We start from the raw sequence: 15,741 nt of genomic DNA, 5'->3' as shown, positions 1-15,741 counted from the left end.
CGGCTTCACCCGCGCGCGTGCGGGTTACCGAAAAGTAGAATCAATCACCCCGCCAGTCCACGCAGACCGTGAAGTGAGGAGCGCCGTGACGGCCATCCAGGAGGCGCAGGAGCGCCCGCGCGGTGCCCGCCTGCCGCGAAGCGCCCGCCGTGAACAACTGCTCGGAGCCGCCCAGGAGGTGTTCGTCGCCCAGGGCTACCACGCCGCCGCCATGGACGACATCGCCGAGCGGGCCGGCGTCAGCAAGCCGGTGCTCTACCAGCACTTCCCGGGCAAGCTCGAGCTCTACCTCGCGCTGCTCGACAAGCACTGCGACGCCCTGGTCGACGGCACCCGGGCCGCGCTGGAGGCGACCAACGACAACAAGCAGCGCGTCGCGGCCACCATGGAGGCGTACTTCCACTACGTCTCCAGCGAGTCCGGCGCGTTCCGGCTGGTCTTCGAGTCGGACCTGACCAACGACCCGGCGGTGCGCGAGCGGGTCGACCGGGCCACCGACCTGAGCGCCACCCTGGTCTCCAAGGTGATCGCCGAGGACACCGACCTCCCCGAGGCCGAGGCCAAGCTGCTCGCGGTCGGCGTCTGCGGCCTGGCCCAGATCACCGCCCGCTACTGGCTCACCCAGGACGGCGAGATCCCGCGCGACGAGGCCGTCCGGCTGGTCGCCAGCCTGGCCTGGCGCGGCCTGAAGGGCTTCCCGATGCACCCCGCGCAGGAGGGTTCCGCCGAGCAGGCGGACTGAACCGGGATTCGGCCCTGAGCGGACCGGCGCCCGACCTTCGCCCCCCGGCCGGGTTGCTGCCTTAAGGTGATGCCCGTACGGCGCGCCCACCGCGAACGGTGGTCGGGGCGCGCGCGGCCAGCTACCGGAGGGACGGAAGCCGTGGAGGTCAAGATCGGGGTGCAGAACGCGAACCGGGAGATCGTCCTGGAGAGCGCGCAATCTGCCGAAGAGGTCGCGGACGCGGTCGCCAAGGCCCTGGACGGCACCAGCAAGCTGTTCACCCTGGTCGACGAGCACGGCCGCCGGGTGCTGGTTCCGGCCGAGCGCCTCGCGTACGTCGAGATCGGCGAGCCGTCCGTCCGCAAGGTCGGTTTCGGCACGCTCTGAGCCCGCACGGCACGGCGCCCCGTCCCCCCGCCCGGGGGACGGGGCGCCGTGCCGTGCGTACCGGCCGGTCCGGGCGGGTAGGCGCACTGCTGCCCAGCGCCGCACACCCCGGGAGGCAGCCGTGTGGGAGACGATCGCGTCCGTCCTGGTCGGCCTGGCCGTCGGAATGGGGGCCCTGCTGCTCCGGCCCGACCTGTACCCGGGCCCGCGTTCGCTGCCGGTCGGCACCGCGCTGGTGGCCGCGGTGGTGGCCGGCCGGATCAGCCACTACGTGATGGACGGGCACGCGCCGCCGGTCCAGCTGGCGATCTCCGCCGCGGCGTCGGTCCTGATGGTGACGGTGCCGGCCCGCCCCGACCTGCGGCCCGGGCGGCGCGGCCGGCACCGGCACGTCTGAGCCGTCAGGAGGCCAGGCCCAGCGCGGCCATCCGCTTGGTGTGCGTCTCGGTGATCCGGTTGAACATCTTGCCGACCTCGACCAGGTCGAAGCCGCGCACCCGGGCCCCGCCGACCAGCAGGTTGGACAGCGCGTCGCGCTCGGCGACCACCCGCTGCGCCTGGCTGAGCGCCTCGCCCATCAGCCGCCGCCCCCACAGCGCGAGCCGTCCGCCGACCCGCGGGTCCTCCGCGATCGCCTGCCGCACCCGCTCGACCGCGAACTCGGCGTGCCCGGTGTCGGACATCACCCGCAGCACCAGGTCCCGGGTGTCGTCGTCGAGCCGGACGGCCACCTCGCGGTAGAAGTCGGTGGCGATCGCGTCGCCGACGTACGCCTTGACCAGGCCCTCCAGCCAGTCGGACGGGGCGGTCATCCGGTGGAAGTTCTCCAGCGGCTCGACGAACGGCTCCATCACGGCGACCGGGTCGGCTCCGACCTCGGCCAGCCGGTCGTGCAGCAGCTGGTAGTGCTGGAACTCGGCGGAGGCCATCCGGGCCAGCGCGGCCTTCTCCTCGATGCCGGGCGCGAACTTGGCGTCCTCGGCCAGCCGTTCGAAGGCGCTCAGCTCGCCGTACGCGAGCGCGCCGAGCAGGTCCAGCACGGCCGCCCGGTACTGCGGGTCGGCGGCCCGGGCCGCCCAGGGCCCGATCGAGTCGGTGAGCTCGTCACCGGGTTCCGGAGTCTCCATGGCACTGACCTTAGACCGCCCGGCGGGCCCGGCGGGACGCCCTCGGGGCTCCCGCCACCCAGGCGCGGCCGGTCGGAGTAGCGACCGTCACGTGTTCGAGTCGTCGCTTGACTGTATGGTAGGTGGTGAGGCCAGGTGTAGAGCCGGCGCGGCCCGTCCGTCAACGGTAGGCCGCGTGGTCGTGCCCGGCGGCTTCCCGCCGCCCGGTGCAGCACCCGGCGCTCACGTACGCGGATGCCCGGTCGGAGACCCGATCGGCTCCGACCTGGCCCGAGCCTCGGGCCCAGGCACCGCATCAGGCCGAGCGAGGGCCGCAGCGGATCGCGCCGACAGCGCGCCGCACGACCCGTCAACGGGACGCCCTCCCCCCGCGCCGCCCGCCCGACGCGCCCCGCACAGGGGCGGCCCGGGTACGGCAGGTCGCGTTCGGGCTCGGCCCTCCACACGGAAGAGGCAGCACCCTGTCCACCACCGCCGAACCCATCAAGTCCACCTTCCGCGATCTCGGGATCCTCGCGGAGACCGCCGAGGCCCTGGAGGCCGTCGGCATCGTCCACCCGTTCCCGATCCAGGAGATGACCCTGCCGGTCGCGCTGAGCGGCCACGACGTCATCGGCCAGGCCAAGACCGGCACCGGCAAGACCCTCGGCTTCGGCCTCCCGCTGATCGAGCGGGTCGTGGTCAAGGCCGACGTCGCCGCCGGCCGGGCCACCGCCGAGCAACTCTCCGACGGCCCGCAGGCGCTCATCGTCGTCCCCACCCGCGAGCTGTGCACCCAGGTCACCAACGACCTGCAGACCGCCGGCAAGGTCCGCGACGTCCGCGTGCTGGCCGTGTACGGCGGCCGCGCGTACGAACCGCAGGTCGAGGCCCTGAAGAAGGGCGTGGACATCGTGGTCGGCACCCCCGGCCGCCTGCTCGACCTGGCCGGGCAGCGCAAGCTCGACCTGTCCAAGGTCCGCGCGCTGGTGCTGGACGAGGCCGACGAGATGCTCGACCTCGGCTTCCTGCCGGACGTCGAGAAGATCATCACCATGCTGCCCGCCAAGCGGCAGACCCTGCTCTTCTCGGCCACCATGCCCGGCCAGGTCATCTCGCTGGCCCGCCGGTACATGAGCCAGCCCACCCACATCCGCGCCGCCGCCCCGGACGACACCGGCGCCACCGTCGCCAACATCGAGCAGCACATCTTCCGTGCGCACTCGCTCGACAAGGTCGAGATGGTCTCCCGGATCCTGCAGGCCGACGGCCGCGGTCTGGCGATGATCTTCTGCCGCACCAAGCGCACCGCCGCCGACGTCGCCGAGCAGCTCACCAAGCGCGGCTTCGCGGCCGGCGCGGTCCACGGCGACCTCGGCCAGGGCGCCCGCGAGCAGGCGCTGCGCGCCTTCCGCAACGGCAAGGTCGACGTCCTGGTCTGCACCGACGTCGCCGCCCGCGGCATCGACGTCGAGGGCGTCACGCACGTCATCAACTACCAGTGCACCGACGACGAGAAGACCTACCTGCACCGGATCGGCCGCACCGGCCGGGCCGGCGCCTCGGGCACCGCCGTCACCCTGGTCGACTGGGACGACATCCCGCGCTGGCAGCTCATCAACAAGGCGCTGGACCTGCCCTTCAACGACCCGGAGGAGACCTACTCCAGCTCGCCGCACCTCTACGAGCTGCTGCGCATCGCCCCCGGCACCAAGGGCGTCCTGCCGCGCTCCGAGCGCACCCGGGCCGGCCTGGCCGCGGAGGAGGTCGAGGACCTCGGCGAGACCGGCGGCCGCGGCGGCCGAGGCCGCGTCGGACGTGACACCCGGGACGCCCGCGAGGGGCGTGACGGTCGTGAGGGACGTGACGGCCGGGATGCCCGCGGCGGCCGGGGCGGCGCCCCCGAGAGCCCGGCTCCCGCCGAGCGCCCGTCCCGCCGCTCCCGCGAGCGCCGCCGCACCCGCGGCGGCAGCACCGAGGCGGCCGTCGCGCCCGAGACGGTGCAGCAGGTCGAGCAGCCGCGACCGGCCTCGGCCGGCACCGGCACCGGCACCGCGGACGCCCCGGTGGAGGGCCGCAGCCCGCGCCGCCGCAGCCGCAACCGCCAGGGCGGCGCGTCCGCGACCGTCGAGGCCGCCGCCACCCAGGCGGCGGTCGAGGCACCGGCCGCCGCGCCCGCCCCCGTCGCGGAGGCCCCGGCCGCCGAGGCGCCGGCCCGCACCCCGCGCAAGCGCACCCGCAAGGCCGTGGAGTCGGCCCCGGTCGTGGAGACGGCCACCGAGGCCCCGGCCCCGGCCGTCGCCGAGCCGGTCGCCGCCGAGCCGGTCATCCGCTCCCGGACGCCGCAGCAGCGGACCCTCCGCAAGCCGGTCACCTCCCTGGTGGCCCCCGCCGAGGAGGCCGCCGCCCCGGCCCCGCGCAAGCGGACCGCCAAGAAGGCCGCCCCCGCCCCGGTGGAGGCCCCCGCCGTGGTGGAGGCCCCCGTGGCCACCGAGGCTCCCGCCGAGGAGACCGCCGCCGCCCCGGCCCCGCGCAAGCGCACCGCCAAGAAGGCCGTGGCCGCCACGGTGGAGACCCCGGCCGAGGAAGCCCCGGCTCCCCGCAAGCGCGCCACCAAGAAGGCCGCCGCCACCGAGGAGACCCCCGAGGCTCCGGCCCCGCGCAAGCGCACCACCAAGAAGGCCGTGGCCGCCGCAGTGGAGACCCCCGCCGAGGAAGCCCCGGCCCCGCGCAAGCGCACCGCCAAGAAGGCCGCCCCCGCCACGGTGGAGACCCCCGCCGAGGAAGCCCCGGCTCCCCGCAAGCGCGCCACCAAGAAGGCCGCCGCCATCGAGGAGACCCCCGAGGCTCCGGCCCCGCGCAAGCGCACCACCAAGAAGGCCGTGGCCGCCACGGTGGAGACCCCCGCCGAGGAAGCCCCGGCCCCGCGCAAGCGCACCGCCAGGAAGGCTGCCACCGCCGACGAGATCCCGGCCCCGCGCCGGACCCGCAAGGCCGTCGAGCAGTAACCGCACCACCCCGCAGGGGAGGGACGACACCACGTCGTCCCTCCCCTGCGGCGTTCCCGCGCGCCCGTGGCCTCCCGTGCCGGAGGCGTCCTCCGCCGTAGGGTGGCCCCGAGACCTCGGGTGACCTGGAGATGAGGGGCCGCAGCGGATGAGTACGCCGCCGTTCTTGAAGTTGCCGTCGTGCGCGCGGGCGGTCCGCGTGGCCGGGTTGGCCGCGCTGTGGGGGGAGCCGGCGGGGGCGGTGCGGGGGACGGCGGTGCTGGTGCCGGGGTTCACCGGGAGCAAGGAAGACTTCATCGCGCTGCTGGAGCCGCTCGCGGAGGCGGGTTTCCGGACCGTCGCGGTGGACCAGCGCGGCCAGTACGAGTCCGGCGGCCCGGAGGATCCGGCGGCGTACACCGTCCGGGCGCTGGGGGCGGACGTGCGGGCGGTGACGGCCGGCCTGGGGGTGGCGGGGCCGGTGCACCTGCTGGGGCACTCGTTCGGGGGGCAGGTGGTGCGCGAGGCGGTGCTCGCGGATCCGGAGGACCTGCCGTGGCGGTCGCTGACCCTGCTGTCGACCGGGCCGGGGGCGATCGATCCGGCGGAGGCGGCGCGGACGGCGATGCTGCTGGAGGCGCTGGACTCGATGGACCTGGAGTCGATCTGGCAGGTGATGCAGCAGCTGGAGGGCGAGCGGGTGCCGCCGCTGGACCCGGAGATCGCGGAGTTCCTGCACCGCCGCTGGGTGGCGAACCGCCCGCAGGGGCTGCGGGCGGCGGCCGCGCACCTGGTGTCGGCGCCGGACCGGGTGGACGAGCTGGCGGCGGTGGGCCTGCCGACGCTGGTGCTGTCCGGGGAACGGGACTACGCGTGGCCGGTCGGTGAGCAGTCCGAGATGGCGGCCCGGCTGGGCGCGGCCCGGCTGGTGGTGCCCGGCGCGGGCCACTCCCCCAACGCGGAGCGACCGGGCGAGACGGCGGCGGCGCTGGCCGCGTTCTGGTCGGCCTGAGCGGGCCCGCGGCGCACCGGATTCCGCGGCCCGGTTCCGGCCACGGGCGGGCTCCCCGGCGTCCGCCCGGAAGTCGGCCCCGGTTTTCACGCGACAAAAATCGTTAGCTCGGGTAATATTTGATTTTGTCCGGGATGAACACCCTCCGGCGGCCGCACCCTCCTCCGACCGCCGAAACCACGGATTTACCGGCGGGCAATCGCCGGGAAGCAGCGTCGCGGCACAGTGAGTCATCGGGGCACCACAGCCTCCCTCCAGTGCCGCAAGGAAAAGTGCCGCTGAACGAGTCCTGCCTGAGAGTGGGGGGAGCGACGGGTGACCGCACCTGCCGGACGTCCGACCCAGCCAACGCCGACGAACCACCGCCTGGTGGCCGATCGTCGGCCGAGTCCGCCTCGGACCCCGAGGACGGGAAGGGAGAGGCCCATGCGTTTCGAGATCCTGCGCCTGGATCACGCGGGGACGGAGGCCGATCGGCTGATCGCCGACGCGGAGACCGTCTCCGAGTACCTGAAGGCCGCCGCACAGACCGGCGAACGCCTGTACATCCGGCCGTGCAAGGCCGTGTGAGCGAACGCGGACGCACCTCCGAGTCGTCCGACGTTCCGATACCCGGCTGACGCCCCGTCACCGCAGGAGACCCTCCTGGGACGACGGGGCGTCAGTGTGTTCGGGGGGCGCCACCTGCGGGGGTTTGACGGGGCTCCCGGCGGGACATCACCTCTGCCGGACCCGGGCCGTCGCCGGGGCGGCTCGTGACGCACTCCTTACGGGTGATCGTCCTTGACGCAGCAGTCCGGAGGGAGGACCGTTGTCGGTTATGAGGGGCGAGCCAAGCTGCCCGAGGTGCGCCGGTCGGGTCCGCGCCCCCGGCCTCTTCTCCGACACCTGGCAGTGCGATCTGCACGGCGCCGTGCACCCGATGCAGCCGGTGCTGCCCCCCAGCATCGAGGCCCTGAACGTGGCGGTGAACCGCTCGCAGGTGCCGGTCTGGCTGCCCTGGCCGCTGCCGGTGGGCTGGCTGTTCACCGGGATCGCGCACGCCGGTGACGACCTGTCGGGCGCCCGGGCGACCGCCGTCGCCTGCTCGGGGCCGGCCCCGCTGGGCGGGTTCGGCGAGCTGGTGCTGGTCGCCGAGGAACTGGGCATCGGCCTGGGCGCCCGCTACGCCGGGCTGGACGGGCCGGACCCGGGCGATTCGGTGGCGCTGTACAAGCCGGCCGACGCCAAGCTGATGGCGGCGGGCCGGCCGACCCCGATGTTCCACGTGCCGGGCGCGCCGGACGACCGCGCGGTGTACGTCGGCGAGGCGCGCGGCCTGTGGCTGTGGGCGATCGCCTGGCCGGAGCAGTCGGCGCTGCTGATGCACGACGAACTGGTGCTGACCGACCTGCGGGACGCGGGGGCCGAGCTCGGCCTGCTGCCCTGCGGGGCGCTCTCCCCGCGCCTGCTGGGCTGAACCCGGCCGCCCGGCCCCGACGGCCCGTCCGCCGCCCCGCCGTGGCGGGCTCCCTATCCTGGGCGGCATGCGCATCGATCTGCACGCCCACAGCAACGCCTCCGACGGCACCGACTCCCCGGCCGAGCTGGTCGCCAACGCGGTCGCGGCCGGGCTGGACGTGGTGGCGCTGACCGACCACGACACGGTGTCCGGGTACGGGGAGGCGGCGGCCGCGGTGGCCGGGACGGGGCTGGTGCTGGTGCCGGGGGCGGAACTGTCCTGCCAGGTGGACGGCGTCAGCATGCACCTGCTGGCGTACCTGTTCGACCCGGCGGAGCCGGCCTTCGCGGCCGAGCGGGAGCTGGTCCGCACCGACCGCTTCCGGCGCGGGCGGGCGGTCGTGGAGCGCTGCCGGGAGCTGGGGGCGCCGATCAGCTGGGAGCAGGTGGAGCGGATCGCGGGCGCCGGCTCGGTGGGGCGTCCGCACATCGCCTCGGCGCTGGTGGAGGCGGGCGTGGTGGCGACCGTCTCGGACGCGTTCACGCCCGAGTGGCTGGCCAACGGCGGCCGGGCCGACGTCCGCAAGCACGAGACCGACCCGGTGGCGGCGGTCCGGCTGGTGCGGGCGGCGGGCGGGGTGCCGGTGTTCGCGCACCCGGGCGCGGTGAAGCGCGGGCGGACGGTGCCGGACGAGGTGATCGCCGACCTGGCGGCGGCCGGGCTGGGCGGGCTGGAGGTCGACCACGTCGACCACGACGAGGAGACCAGGGCCCGACTGCGCGGCCTGGCGGCCGAGTTGGGGCTGTTCACCACCGGCTCCAGTGACTACCACGGCAGCCGCAAGACCGTCCGGCTCGGCGAGCACACCACCGACCCGGCCGCGTACGAGCAGCTGCTCGCGCAGGCGACGGGGGCGGCGCCGATCACCGGCTGATGCCCGCCGGGCGGCCTCAGTCCAGCGGGACGCCCCGGCGGGCGGGGTCGCGCAGGTCGGTGCCGTGCTTCAGCCAGCGCTCCTGGAGCGCCTCGGCGCCCTGGACGCGCTTGAAGGCGGCCTCGTTGGGGGTCATCGGCAGCAGCGGCAGGAAACGCACCGGGTCGGCGGGGGCGGGGAGTTCGAGGTCCGCGACCAGGCCGCCGGGCTCGGCGGCCAGCACCGAGGTGAACGGGGCGCCGGCCCACAGCGGGGAGCCGAGGTCGAGCGAGCCGCCCGGGGCCACCACCAGGCCCTCGACCTGCGGGGTGGCGGCGAACACCGCGAGCGCCCTGTGCACCTCGTCGCGGCCGCCGCGGACGGTCAGCACCAGTTCGGCGCGCGGGCCGCGCACCGGGTCGGCGACCGCGGAGGTCGGGTCGGCCATCGGGGCGGCGGCCATGCCGAGCGTCGCGTACCGGACCAGGCCGTCGGCGTCGGGGCCGAAGCGCAGCACCTCGATCCGGTCCGCGCCGACGAAGGTGACGGCGGCCCGGCCGGTGGGGTCGCCGAAGGCGCCGGTCAACCGGGCCTCGATCAGGGTGAGGACGGTCTGCCGGGTCGGGCCCGCGGGGCCGTCCGGTTGCGAGAAGTCGCCGAAGTGAGGGAAGTCGTGCGCCATGCGGCGACCTTAGCGCGGGCGCGCCGCCCCGAACCTTGGCGCGACCTTTACCCGGCGGACGGCGAATGCCCGGCGCGGCTCCGGGAAGAGCTGTTAATGTGAGCGGTCGGCCTTGTGGATGCGAACCAAGGCCGCGACGGCCCCCGCGCGGGCCCCGGCGTGGAGGAGGTGGTCACGGTGGACAGCAGTCGACCATGCAGTACCGGAAGCTCTCTCCGGCCCACCCCGGACCGCCGCCCGCGCGGCTGACCGGGCCCACCCCGCAGCGTCGCGCGCGGCCGAGAGAGCACCTTCCCCGGGGCTGATCCGACGAAACCCGCCCAGCGAACGGCTTTCTGACAGTACTTCGGCCCTGGCGTGTCCACCGGTGTTTTCCGCCGTCGCGTTCCCCCGGTATGTCCCGGGGCGCGCCGGTCCGGCCCTAGGGAGCCCGCGCCATGTCGATGATGCACAACCTGCGCGCCGCCGTCGTCCGTCCAGCCCGCCGCCGGGTCGGCGACGCGTTCGAGTCGAAGCCCGGCGACACCCCGTCCGCGGTGGTGGACTGCGCCGTCTACCAGCAGGGCAAGCGGACCGGCGAGACCTGCAGCCCGCGCGAGGCCGCCCGGCAGGTGAAGGCGGCGCACCAGATGGGGCCCGGCTCGTTCAGCTGGATCGGCCTGCACGAGCCGACCGAGGCCGAGTTCGAGGGCATCGCGCAGCGCTTCGGCCTGCACCCGCTGGCCGTGGAGGACGCGGTGCACGCGCACCAGCGCCCCAAGGTCGAGCGGTACGACGGCATGCTGTTCGCGGTGTTCAAGACCGTCCGCTACGTCGAGCACGAGCAGCTCACCCCGACCAGCGAGGTGGTCGAGACCGGCGAGCTGATGGTCTTCGCCGGCCCGGACTTCGTGATCACCGTCCGGCACGGCGCGCACTCCTCGCTGCGCGAGCTGCGGCACCGCCTGGAGGCCGACTCCGAGGGCACCGGCCTGCTCGCCAAGGGCCCGGCCGCCGTGCTGCACGCCATCGCCGACCACGTGGTGGACAACTACCTGCTGGTGGCCGACCGGCTGCAGAACGACGTGGACGAGATCGAGTACGACGTGTTCGCCAACAAGGGCGGCCGCGGCACCGACGTCGGCCGGGTCTACCAGCTCAAGCGCGAGGTGCTGGAGTTCAAGCGGGCCGTCACCCCGCTGCTGCGGCCGATGCTGCAGCTGTCCGAGCCGACCGCGCGGCTGGTCGACCTCGACATGCAGAAGTACTTCCGGGACGTCGCCGACCACCTGGCCCGGGTCAGCGAGCAGGTGCACGGCTTCGACGAGCTGCTGAACTCGCTGCTCCAGGCCAACCTGGCGCAGGTCTCGGTCGCCCAGAACGAGGACATGCGCAAGATCACCGCCTGGGCCGCGATCTTCGCCGTCCCCACCATGATCACCGGTGTGTACGGGATGAACTTCGAGAACATGCCGGAGCTGAAGTCGACGTACGGCTACCCGACCGTGCTCGGCGCGATCGTGGTGATCTGCGTCGGCATGTACCGGGGCTTCCGCCGCAACGGCTGGCTGTGACCGCCCGCCGGGCGGGGCGTCAGCGACGCTCCGCCCGGGCCACCAGCACCAGGCCCAGCAGGATCAGCCCCACCGCCGGGTAGGCCGCCGCCGGCGGCCACTGGCCCAGCCACACCGCGGCGATCAGCGCCGCGCCCGGGGTCTCCAGCAGGATCGCCGTCGAGGTGATCGACGGGCCCAGGGTGCGCACCACCCGGTTGCTCAGCGAGTGTCCGAGCAGCTGCGCCGTCACCATCAGCAGGAAGATCTGCCACCACGCGCCCGCCGACCAGCCGCCGAGCCGGACGCCGGTCAGCAGGCAGACCGCCAGCAGCGCGAGGGCGCAGGTCGCGTAGCAGACCAGGGTGTACGCGGTGGTCGACACGGTGCGCCGCACCTCCGCGCCCAGCAGCATGTACCCGGCCGCCGCCGCGCCCGCCGCCAGCGCCAGGGCGTCGCCCAGCAGCGCCCGCGCCGAGACCGTCAGGTCGACGCCGGTCAGCACCAGCACGCCCGCGAACGCCACGCCCGCGCCCAGCCACACCAGCCTGGGCGCCCGCACCCCGGTCAGCCGCATCAGCAGGATCGCCCACAGCGGGGTGGTGGTCACCAGCGCCGTGGACGACGCCACCGAGGTCATCCGCAGGCTCGGCATCCACAGCGCGAAGTGCAGCGCCAGCAGCACGCCCGCCGCCGCCGCCAGCACCAGCGCCCGGCGCGGGATGCCGCGCAGCTCGGCCCGGTGCCGCCACAGCGCGTACGGGCCCAGCACCGCCACCGACATGCCGTTGCGCCAGAACGCGATCGCCAGCGCGGGCGCGGCCGTCGCGCTGATCAGCGGCGCGGACAGCGAGATGCCCGCGATCGACACCGCCAGCAGCAGCAGGTCGGTGCGCGGCAGTCGCCGTCGTTCCCCGGGCGCCGGGGGTGCGGCGGGGGCGGTGGTGCTGACGGCGGTCACGGCGCTCCTTCGGGCAGTGTGGTGGACCGCCTATACGGTAAGGGTTGTCGGATGGTTACGGCACTGTCGTCCGGGGGACGGAACCGGCCCGCCGCGGCCCAGGCCGTACGCTGTGCGCCATGGAGCGTACGACGACCGCGAGCCCCACGGACTTCCTCGACCGGGCCCTGGTGGAGGAAGCCGCCAAGAAGTCCGGCCTGCTCTGGGTCCGGCCCGCCGGGCAGCCGCAGGCCCGCCCGCTCTGGCACGCCTGGCACGACGGCGCGATCGTCGTCGTCGGTGACGGCTCCGAGCAGCCCCTGCACGGGCTCGCCGCCGGCGCCCCGGCCGAGGTCACCCTGCGCAGCAAGGACAAGTGGGGCCGCCTGGTCGCCCTCACCGCCGCCGTCACCCTCCTCGACCCCGGCACCCCCGCCTGGGACGGCGCCGTCGAGGAGCTCAAGGGCAAGCGCCTCAACGCCCCCGACACCGACACCATCGGCGACCGTTGGGCCCGCGAGTGCCGCGTCCTGCGCCTGGACCCCGCCGGCGCCGACCTCGCCCCGCTCCCCGACGGCGACCTCTCCGCCGCCCCGATGCCCACCCCGGCCACCACCCGCGAGCCGGTCCCGGCGGGGCTGCCCAGGCTGCTCTTCAAGAAGCGCGGGCGCTGACCCGCGGCTCCCCGCACCCCTTTTGCGCGACCCTCGCCCGCTCAGCGCGTCTCCCTCCCCCGCCGCCGCTAGATTTGGGGGGTTGTGTCCGTTTCCCCGGAGGGAGTCTCGTATGGCGGGGCCAGGCAGCCGGGTCTTCATCTCCCACCTCTCCGGCGTCCCGGTGTTCGACCCGAACGGCGACCAGGTCGGCCGGGTCCGGGACGTGGTGGTCTCGCTGCGGCTGGGCGGGCGGCCGCCCCGGGTGCTGGGGCTGGTGGTGGAGGTGATCGGGCGGCGGCGGATCTTCCTGCCGATGACCAGGGTGACCAGCCTGGAGTCCGGCCAGGTGCTCTCCACCGGGCTGCTGAACATGCGCCGCTTCGAGCAGCGCCCGTCCGAGACGCTGGTGCTGGCCGAGCTGCTGGACCGCACCGTGACCAGGACGAAGACCGCCGACGAGGTGACCGTCCTGGACGTGGCGATGGTGCAGACCCGGCTGCGCGAGTGGGAGATCGACAAGGTCTTCGTGCAGGCCGGCCGGCCGAGCCGGCTGCGCAAGGCCAGGGGCGAGCAACTGCTGCTGGACTGGTCGGCGGTGACCGGCTTCTCGCTGACCGAGGAGGGCCAGGGCGCGGCCAACCTGCTGGCCACCTTCGAACAGCTCCGCCCCGCCGACCTGGCCAACGTCATGCACCACCTGTCGGCCAAGCGCCGGGCCGAGGTCGCCGCCGCCCTCGACGACGACCGGCTGGCCGACGTCCTGGAGGAGCTGCCCGAGGACGACCAGGTGGAGATCATCGGCAAGCTGAAGGAGGAGCGCGCCGCCGACATCCTGGAGACCATGGACCCGGACGACGCCGCCGACCTGCTCTCCGAGCTCCCGGAGGCCGACGCGGAGCGCCTGCTGCGGCTGATGGAGCCCGCCGAGGCGGAGGAGATGCGCCGCCTGCTCTCCTACGAGGAGGACACCGCGGGCGGGTTGATGACCACCGAGCCGATCGTGCTGGAGCCGGACGCCTCGGTCGCCGAGGCGCTGGCCCGGGTGCGGGTCGCGGACACCAAGCCGGCGCTGGCCGCGCAGGTGTACGTGTGCCGCCCGCCGAACGAGACCCCGACCGGGAGGTACCTGGGCACCGTCCACTTCCAGCGGCTGCTGCGCGAGCCCCCGTACACCCTGGTCGGCTCGCTGGTGGACGACGACCTCGACCCGCTGCCGCCGAACACCCCGCTGCCGCTGATCACCTCCTACCTGGCCACGTACAACCTGGTGGCGGCGCCGGTGGTGGACGAGGACGACCGCCTGCTGGGCACCGTCACGGTGGACGACGTGCTGGACCACCTGCTGCCGGAGGACTGGCGCGAGGGCGCGGCGCACGGCATCGGCACGGAGACGAGCGAGGTGCGGGGTGGACGGTGACCGCAAGCGCCAGGGCGAGGGCGGCCCCGGTCAGCGCATCCAGGGCGAGCTGCGCGAACTGCGGCAGCTGCGCGAGCTCCGGGCCCGGGAGCAGCGCGGCCGCCGCGAGGAGCGGCCCTCCGCGCCGGGCGGCCCCCGCACCCGGCTGGACCAGCCGCGCACCGGCCGGCCCGGGCTGGTCCGGCTGCCCGCCTGGGACCCGGAGGCCTTCGGCAAGCTCTCCGAGCGGATCGCGCGCTTCCTCGGCACCGGGCGGTTCATCGTCTGGATGACGGTGGTGATCATCGCCTGGGTGGTGTGGAACACCCTGCTGCCGGAGTCCGTCCGCTTCGACGACTACCCCTTCATCTTCCTGACCCTGATGCTCTCCCTGCAGGCCTCGTACGCGGCGCCGCTGATCCTGCTCGCGCAGAACCGCCAGGACGACCGGGACCGGGTCAACATGGAGCAGGACCGGGCCCGCAGCGACCGGAACATCGCCGACACCGAGTACCTGACCCGCGAGGTCGCGGCCCTGCGCCACGGCCTCGGCGAGGTCGCCACCCGCGACTTCGTGCGCTCCGAACTCCAGGCGCTGCTGAAGGAACTGGACGAGCGCCGGGAGTCCGCCGACACGCTGTGACCGGCGGCACGCTACCGGCGAGTCGGGGGTGGGGCCGGGCGCCGTACCATCAACACATGGCCAACGAGACAGAGGTGGCGGCCGGGGTGACGGAGCAGTCCGTCCAGGAAGCCCTGGCGACCGTCCACGACCCGGAGATCAACCGTCCGATCACCGAGATCGGCATGGTGAAGTCCGTCGAGATCGGCGACGGCGGCGCGGTGAAGGTCGCGGTGTACCTCACCGTCTCCGGCTGTCCGATGCGCGAGACGATCACCCAGCGGGTCACCGACGCGGTGTCCGCCGTCCCCGGCGTCTCCGCCGTCTCCGTCGAGCTCGACGTGATGAGCGAGGAGCAGCGCCGCGAGCTCTCGCAGCTGCTGCGCGGCGGCGCCCCGGAGCGGGAGATCCCGTTCGCCAAGCCCGGCACCCTGACCCGGGTGTACGCGGTGGCCTCCGGCAAGGGCGGCGTCGGCAAGTCCTCGGTGACGGTCAACCTGGCGGCGGCGCTGGCCGCGGACGGGCTGAAGGTCGCCGTGGTGGACGCCGACATCTACGGCCACAGCGTGCCCCGGATGCTGGGCGTCGAGGGCCGGCCGACCCAGGTCCAGGACATGATCATGCCGCCGTCGGCGAACGGTGTGAAGGTCATCTCGATCGGCATGTTCACCCCCGGCAACGCCCCCGTCGTCTGGCGCGGCCCGATGCTGCACCGCGCCCTCCAGCAGTTCCTGGCCGACGTCTACTGGGGCGACCTCGACGTCCTCCTGCTCGACCTGCCGCCCGGCACCGGCGACATCGCCATCTCGGTGGCGCAGCTCGTCCCGAACGCCGAGATCCTGATCGTCACCACCCCGCAGATGGCCGCCGCCGAGGTCGCCGAGCGGGCCGGCACCATCGCCCTGCAGACCCACCAGAAGATCGTCGGCGTCATCGAGAACATGTCGGGCATGCCCTGCCCGCACTGCGACGAGATGATCGACGTCTTCGGCACCGGCGGCGGCCAGACCGTCGCCGACGCCCTCACCCGCAGCGTCGGCGCCACCGTCCCCGTGCTGGGTTCCATCCCGATCGACGTCCGCCTGCGCGAGGGCGGCGACGACGGCCGCCCCGTCGTGCTCTCCAACCCCGACTCCCCCGCCGGCGCCGCCCTGCGCACCATCGCCGGCAAGCTCTCCGGCCGCCAGCGCGGCCTCTCCGGCCTCTCGCTGGGCCTGACCCCGAAGAACAAGTTCTGACGGCACCCCAGCACGACGGACGGCCCCGGGCAGCGCGCCCGGGGCCGTTCGCGTGCGCGGCGGGATCGGAACCGGACCGGGTGGCGGCGCCGGCCCCGAGGCTGG

At 74.4% G+C, this 15,741-nt stretch carries 16 protein-coding genes; 13 read left to right on the top strand and 3 right to left on the bottom strand.

Going from position 1 to position 15,741, the window contains the following annotated elements:
• Window positions 1-85 precede the first annotated feature (85 nt).
• The 3 genes from OO48_RS01370 to OO48_RS01360 all read left to right on the top strand — a co-directional run bounded on the left by OO48_RS01370 (window position 86) and on the right by OO48_RS01360 (window position 1,508).
• Complete coding sequence (locus OO48_RS01370; RefSeq protein WP_033211965.1) at window positions 86-742, top strand: TetR/AcrR family transcriptional regulator; 657 nt, start codon at window positions 86-88, stop codon at window positions 740-742.
• A 141-nt stretch (window positions 743-883) separates the two neighbouring features.
• Complete coding sequence (locus OO48_RS01365; RefSeq protein WP_030459953.1) at window positions 884-1,111, top strand: DUF3107 domain-containing protein; 228 nt, start codon at window positions 884-886, stop codon at window positions 1,109-1,111.
• Between the two features lie 121 nt (window positions 1,112-1,232).
• Window positions 1,233-1,508 carry a hypothetical protein gene (locus tag OO48_RS01360; protein ID WP_033211962.1) on the top strand — a complete coding sequence of 92 codons (276 nt, stop codon included), beginning with the start codon at window positions 1,233-1,235 and terminating at the stop codon, window positions 1,506-1,508.
• A 4-nt stretch (window positions 1,509-1,512) separates the two neighbouring features.
• Here OO48_RS01360 and OO48_RS01355 read toward each other — a convergent pair whose 3' ends face one another.
• Complete coding sequence (locus tag OO48_RS01355) at window positions 1,513-2,238, bottom strand: ferritin-like fold-containing protein (protein WP_033211961.1); 726 nt, start codon at window positions 2,236-2,238, stop codon at window positions 1,513-1,515.
• Window positions 2,239-2,813: 575 nt separating this feature from the next.
• On the opposite strand from OO48_RS01355, the gene OO48_RS01350 reads away from it, so the two are divergent.
• The 5 genes from OO48_RS01350 to OO48_RS01335 all read left to right on the top strand — a co-directional run bounded on the left by OO48_RS01350 (window position 2,814) and on the right by OO48_RS01335 (window position 8,591).
• Window positions 2,814-5,225, top strand: coding sequence for a DEAD/DEAH box helicase (locus tag OO48_RS01350; protein WP_033211959.1), 2,412 nt, complete (start codon window positions 2,814-2,816; stop codon window positions 5,223-5,225).
• Window positions 5,226-5,373: 148 nt separating this feature from the next.
• Entirely contained in the window at window positions 5,374-6,216 is an 843-nt protein-coding gene (locus OO48_RS01345) for an alpha/beta fold hydrolase (RefSeq protein WP_033211958.1), read from the top strand.
• 426 nt (window positions 6,217-6,642) lie between these two features.
• A complete protein-coding gene (locus OO48_RS38770; RefSeq protein WP_167346413.1) occupies window positions 6,643-6,786 on the top strand; it encodes a hypothetical protein in 144 nt (47 codons plus the stop codon).
• A gap of 250 nt (window positions 6,787-7,036) precedes the next feature.
• Window positions 7,037-7,675 (top strand): DUF6758 family protein, encoded by a 639-nt coding sequence (locus tag OO48_RS01340; RefSeq protein ID WP_033211956.1) that lies wholly within the window; start codon window positions 7,037-7,039, stop codon window positions 7,673-7,675.
• A gap of 67 nt (window positions 7,676-7,742) precedes the next feature.
• On the top strand, window positions 7,743-8,591 hold the full coding sequence (locus OO48_RS01335) for a PHP domain-containing protein (protein WP_033211954.1): 849 nt from the start codon (window positions 7,743-7,745) through the stop codon (window positions 8,589-8,591).
• Between the two features lie 16 nt (window positions 8,592-8,607).
• Here the strand turns inward: OO48_RS01335 and OO48_RS01330 are convergent, their stop codons facing one another.
• A complete protein-coding gene (locus OO48_RS01330) occupies window positions 8,608-9,252 on the bottom strand; it encodes a suppressor of fused domain protein (protein WP_245194483.1) in 645 nt (214 codons plus the stop codon).
• 437 nt (window positions 9,253-9,689) lie between these two features.
• Between OO48_RS01330 and OO48_RS01325 the strand changes: the two genes are divergently transcribed.
• Window positions 9,690-10,805 (top strand): magnesium and cobalt transport protein CorA, encoded by a 1,116-nt coding sequence (locus tag OO48_RS01325; protein ID WP_033211952.1) that lies wholly within the window; start codon window positions 9,690-9,692, stop codon window positions 10,803-10,805.
• A 19-nt stretch (window positions 10,806-10,824) separates the two neighbouring features.
• Here OO48_RS01325 and OO48_RS01320 read toward each other — a convergent pair whose 3' ends face one another.
• On the bottom strand, window positions 10,825-11,745 hold the full coding sequence (locus tag OO48_RS01320; RefSeq protein ID WP_033211951.1) for a DMT family transporter: 921 nt from the start codon (window positions 11,743-11,745) through the stop codon (window positions 10,825-10,827).
• Between the two features lie 119 nt (window positions 11,746-11,864).
• On the opposite strand from OO48_RS01320, the gene OO48_RS01315 reads away from it, so the two are divergent.
• The 4 genes from OO48_RS01315 (at window position 11,865) to OO48_RS01300 (ending at window position 15,636) form a co-directional block, all read left to right on the top strand.
• Window positions 11,865-12,398 (top strand): pyridoxamine 5'-phosphate oxidase family protein, encoded by a 534-nt coding sequence (locus OO48_RS01315; protein ID WP_033211948.1) that lies wholly within the window; start codon window positions 11,865-11,867, stop codon window positions 12,396-12,398.
• 112 nt (window positions 12,399-12,510) lie between these two features.
• A complete protein-coding gene (locus OO48_RS01310) occupies window positions 12,511-13,797 on the top strand; it encodes a magnesium transporter MgtE N-terminal domain-containing protein (RefSeq protein ID WP_033211946.1) in 1,287 nt (428 codons plus the stop codon).
• 67 nt (window positions 13,798-13,864) lie between these two features.
• A complete protein-coding gene (locus OO48_RS01305) occupies window positions 13,865-14,419 on the top strand; it encodes a DUF1003 domain-containing protein (RefSeq protein ID WP_051731621.1) in 555 nt (184 codons plus the stop codon).
• Window positions 14,420-14,475: 56 nt separating this feature from the next.
• The gene (locus OO48_RS01300) at window positions 14,476-15,636 is read left to right on the top strand and encodes an Mrp/NBP35 family ATP-binding protein (RefSeq protein ID WP_033211944.1); all 1,161 of its coding nucleotides are present in this window, start codon (window positions 14,476-14,478) and stop codon (window positions 15,634-15,636) included.
• Window positions 15,637-15,741: the final 105 nt, after the last annotated feature.

The organism is Kitasatospora phosalacinea (genome assembly GCF_000716545.1).
Classification (GTDB): Bacteria; Actinomycetota; Actinomycetes; order Streptomycetales; family Streptomycetaceae; genus Kitasatospora; species Kitasatospora phosalacinea.
The sequence above is the reverse complement of the archived record's forward strand: the minus strand, read 5'-3'. Positions and strand labels throughout refer to the sequence as shown.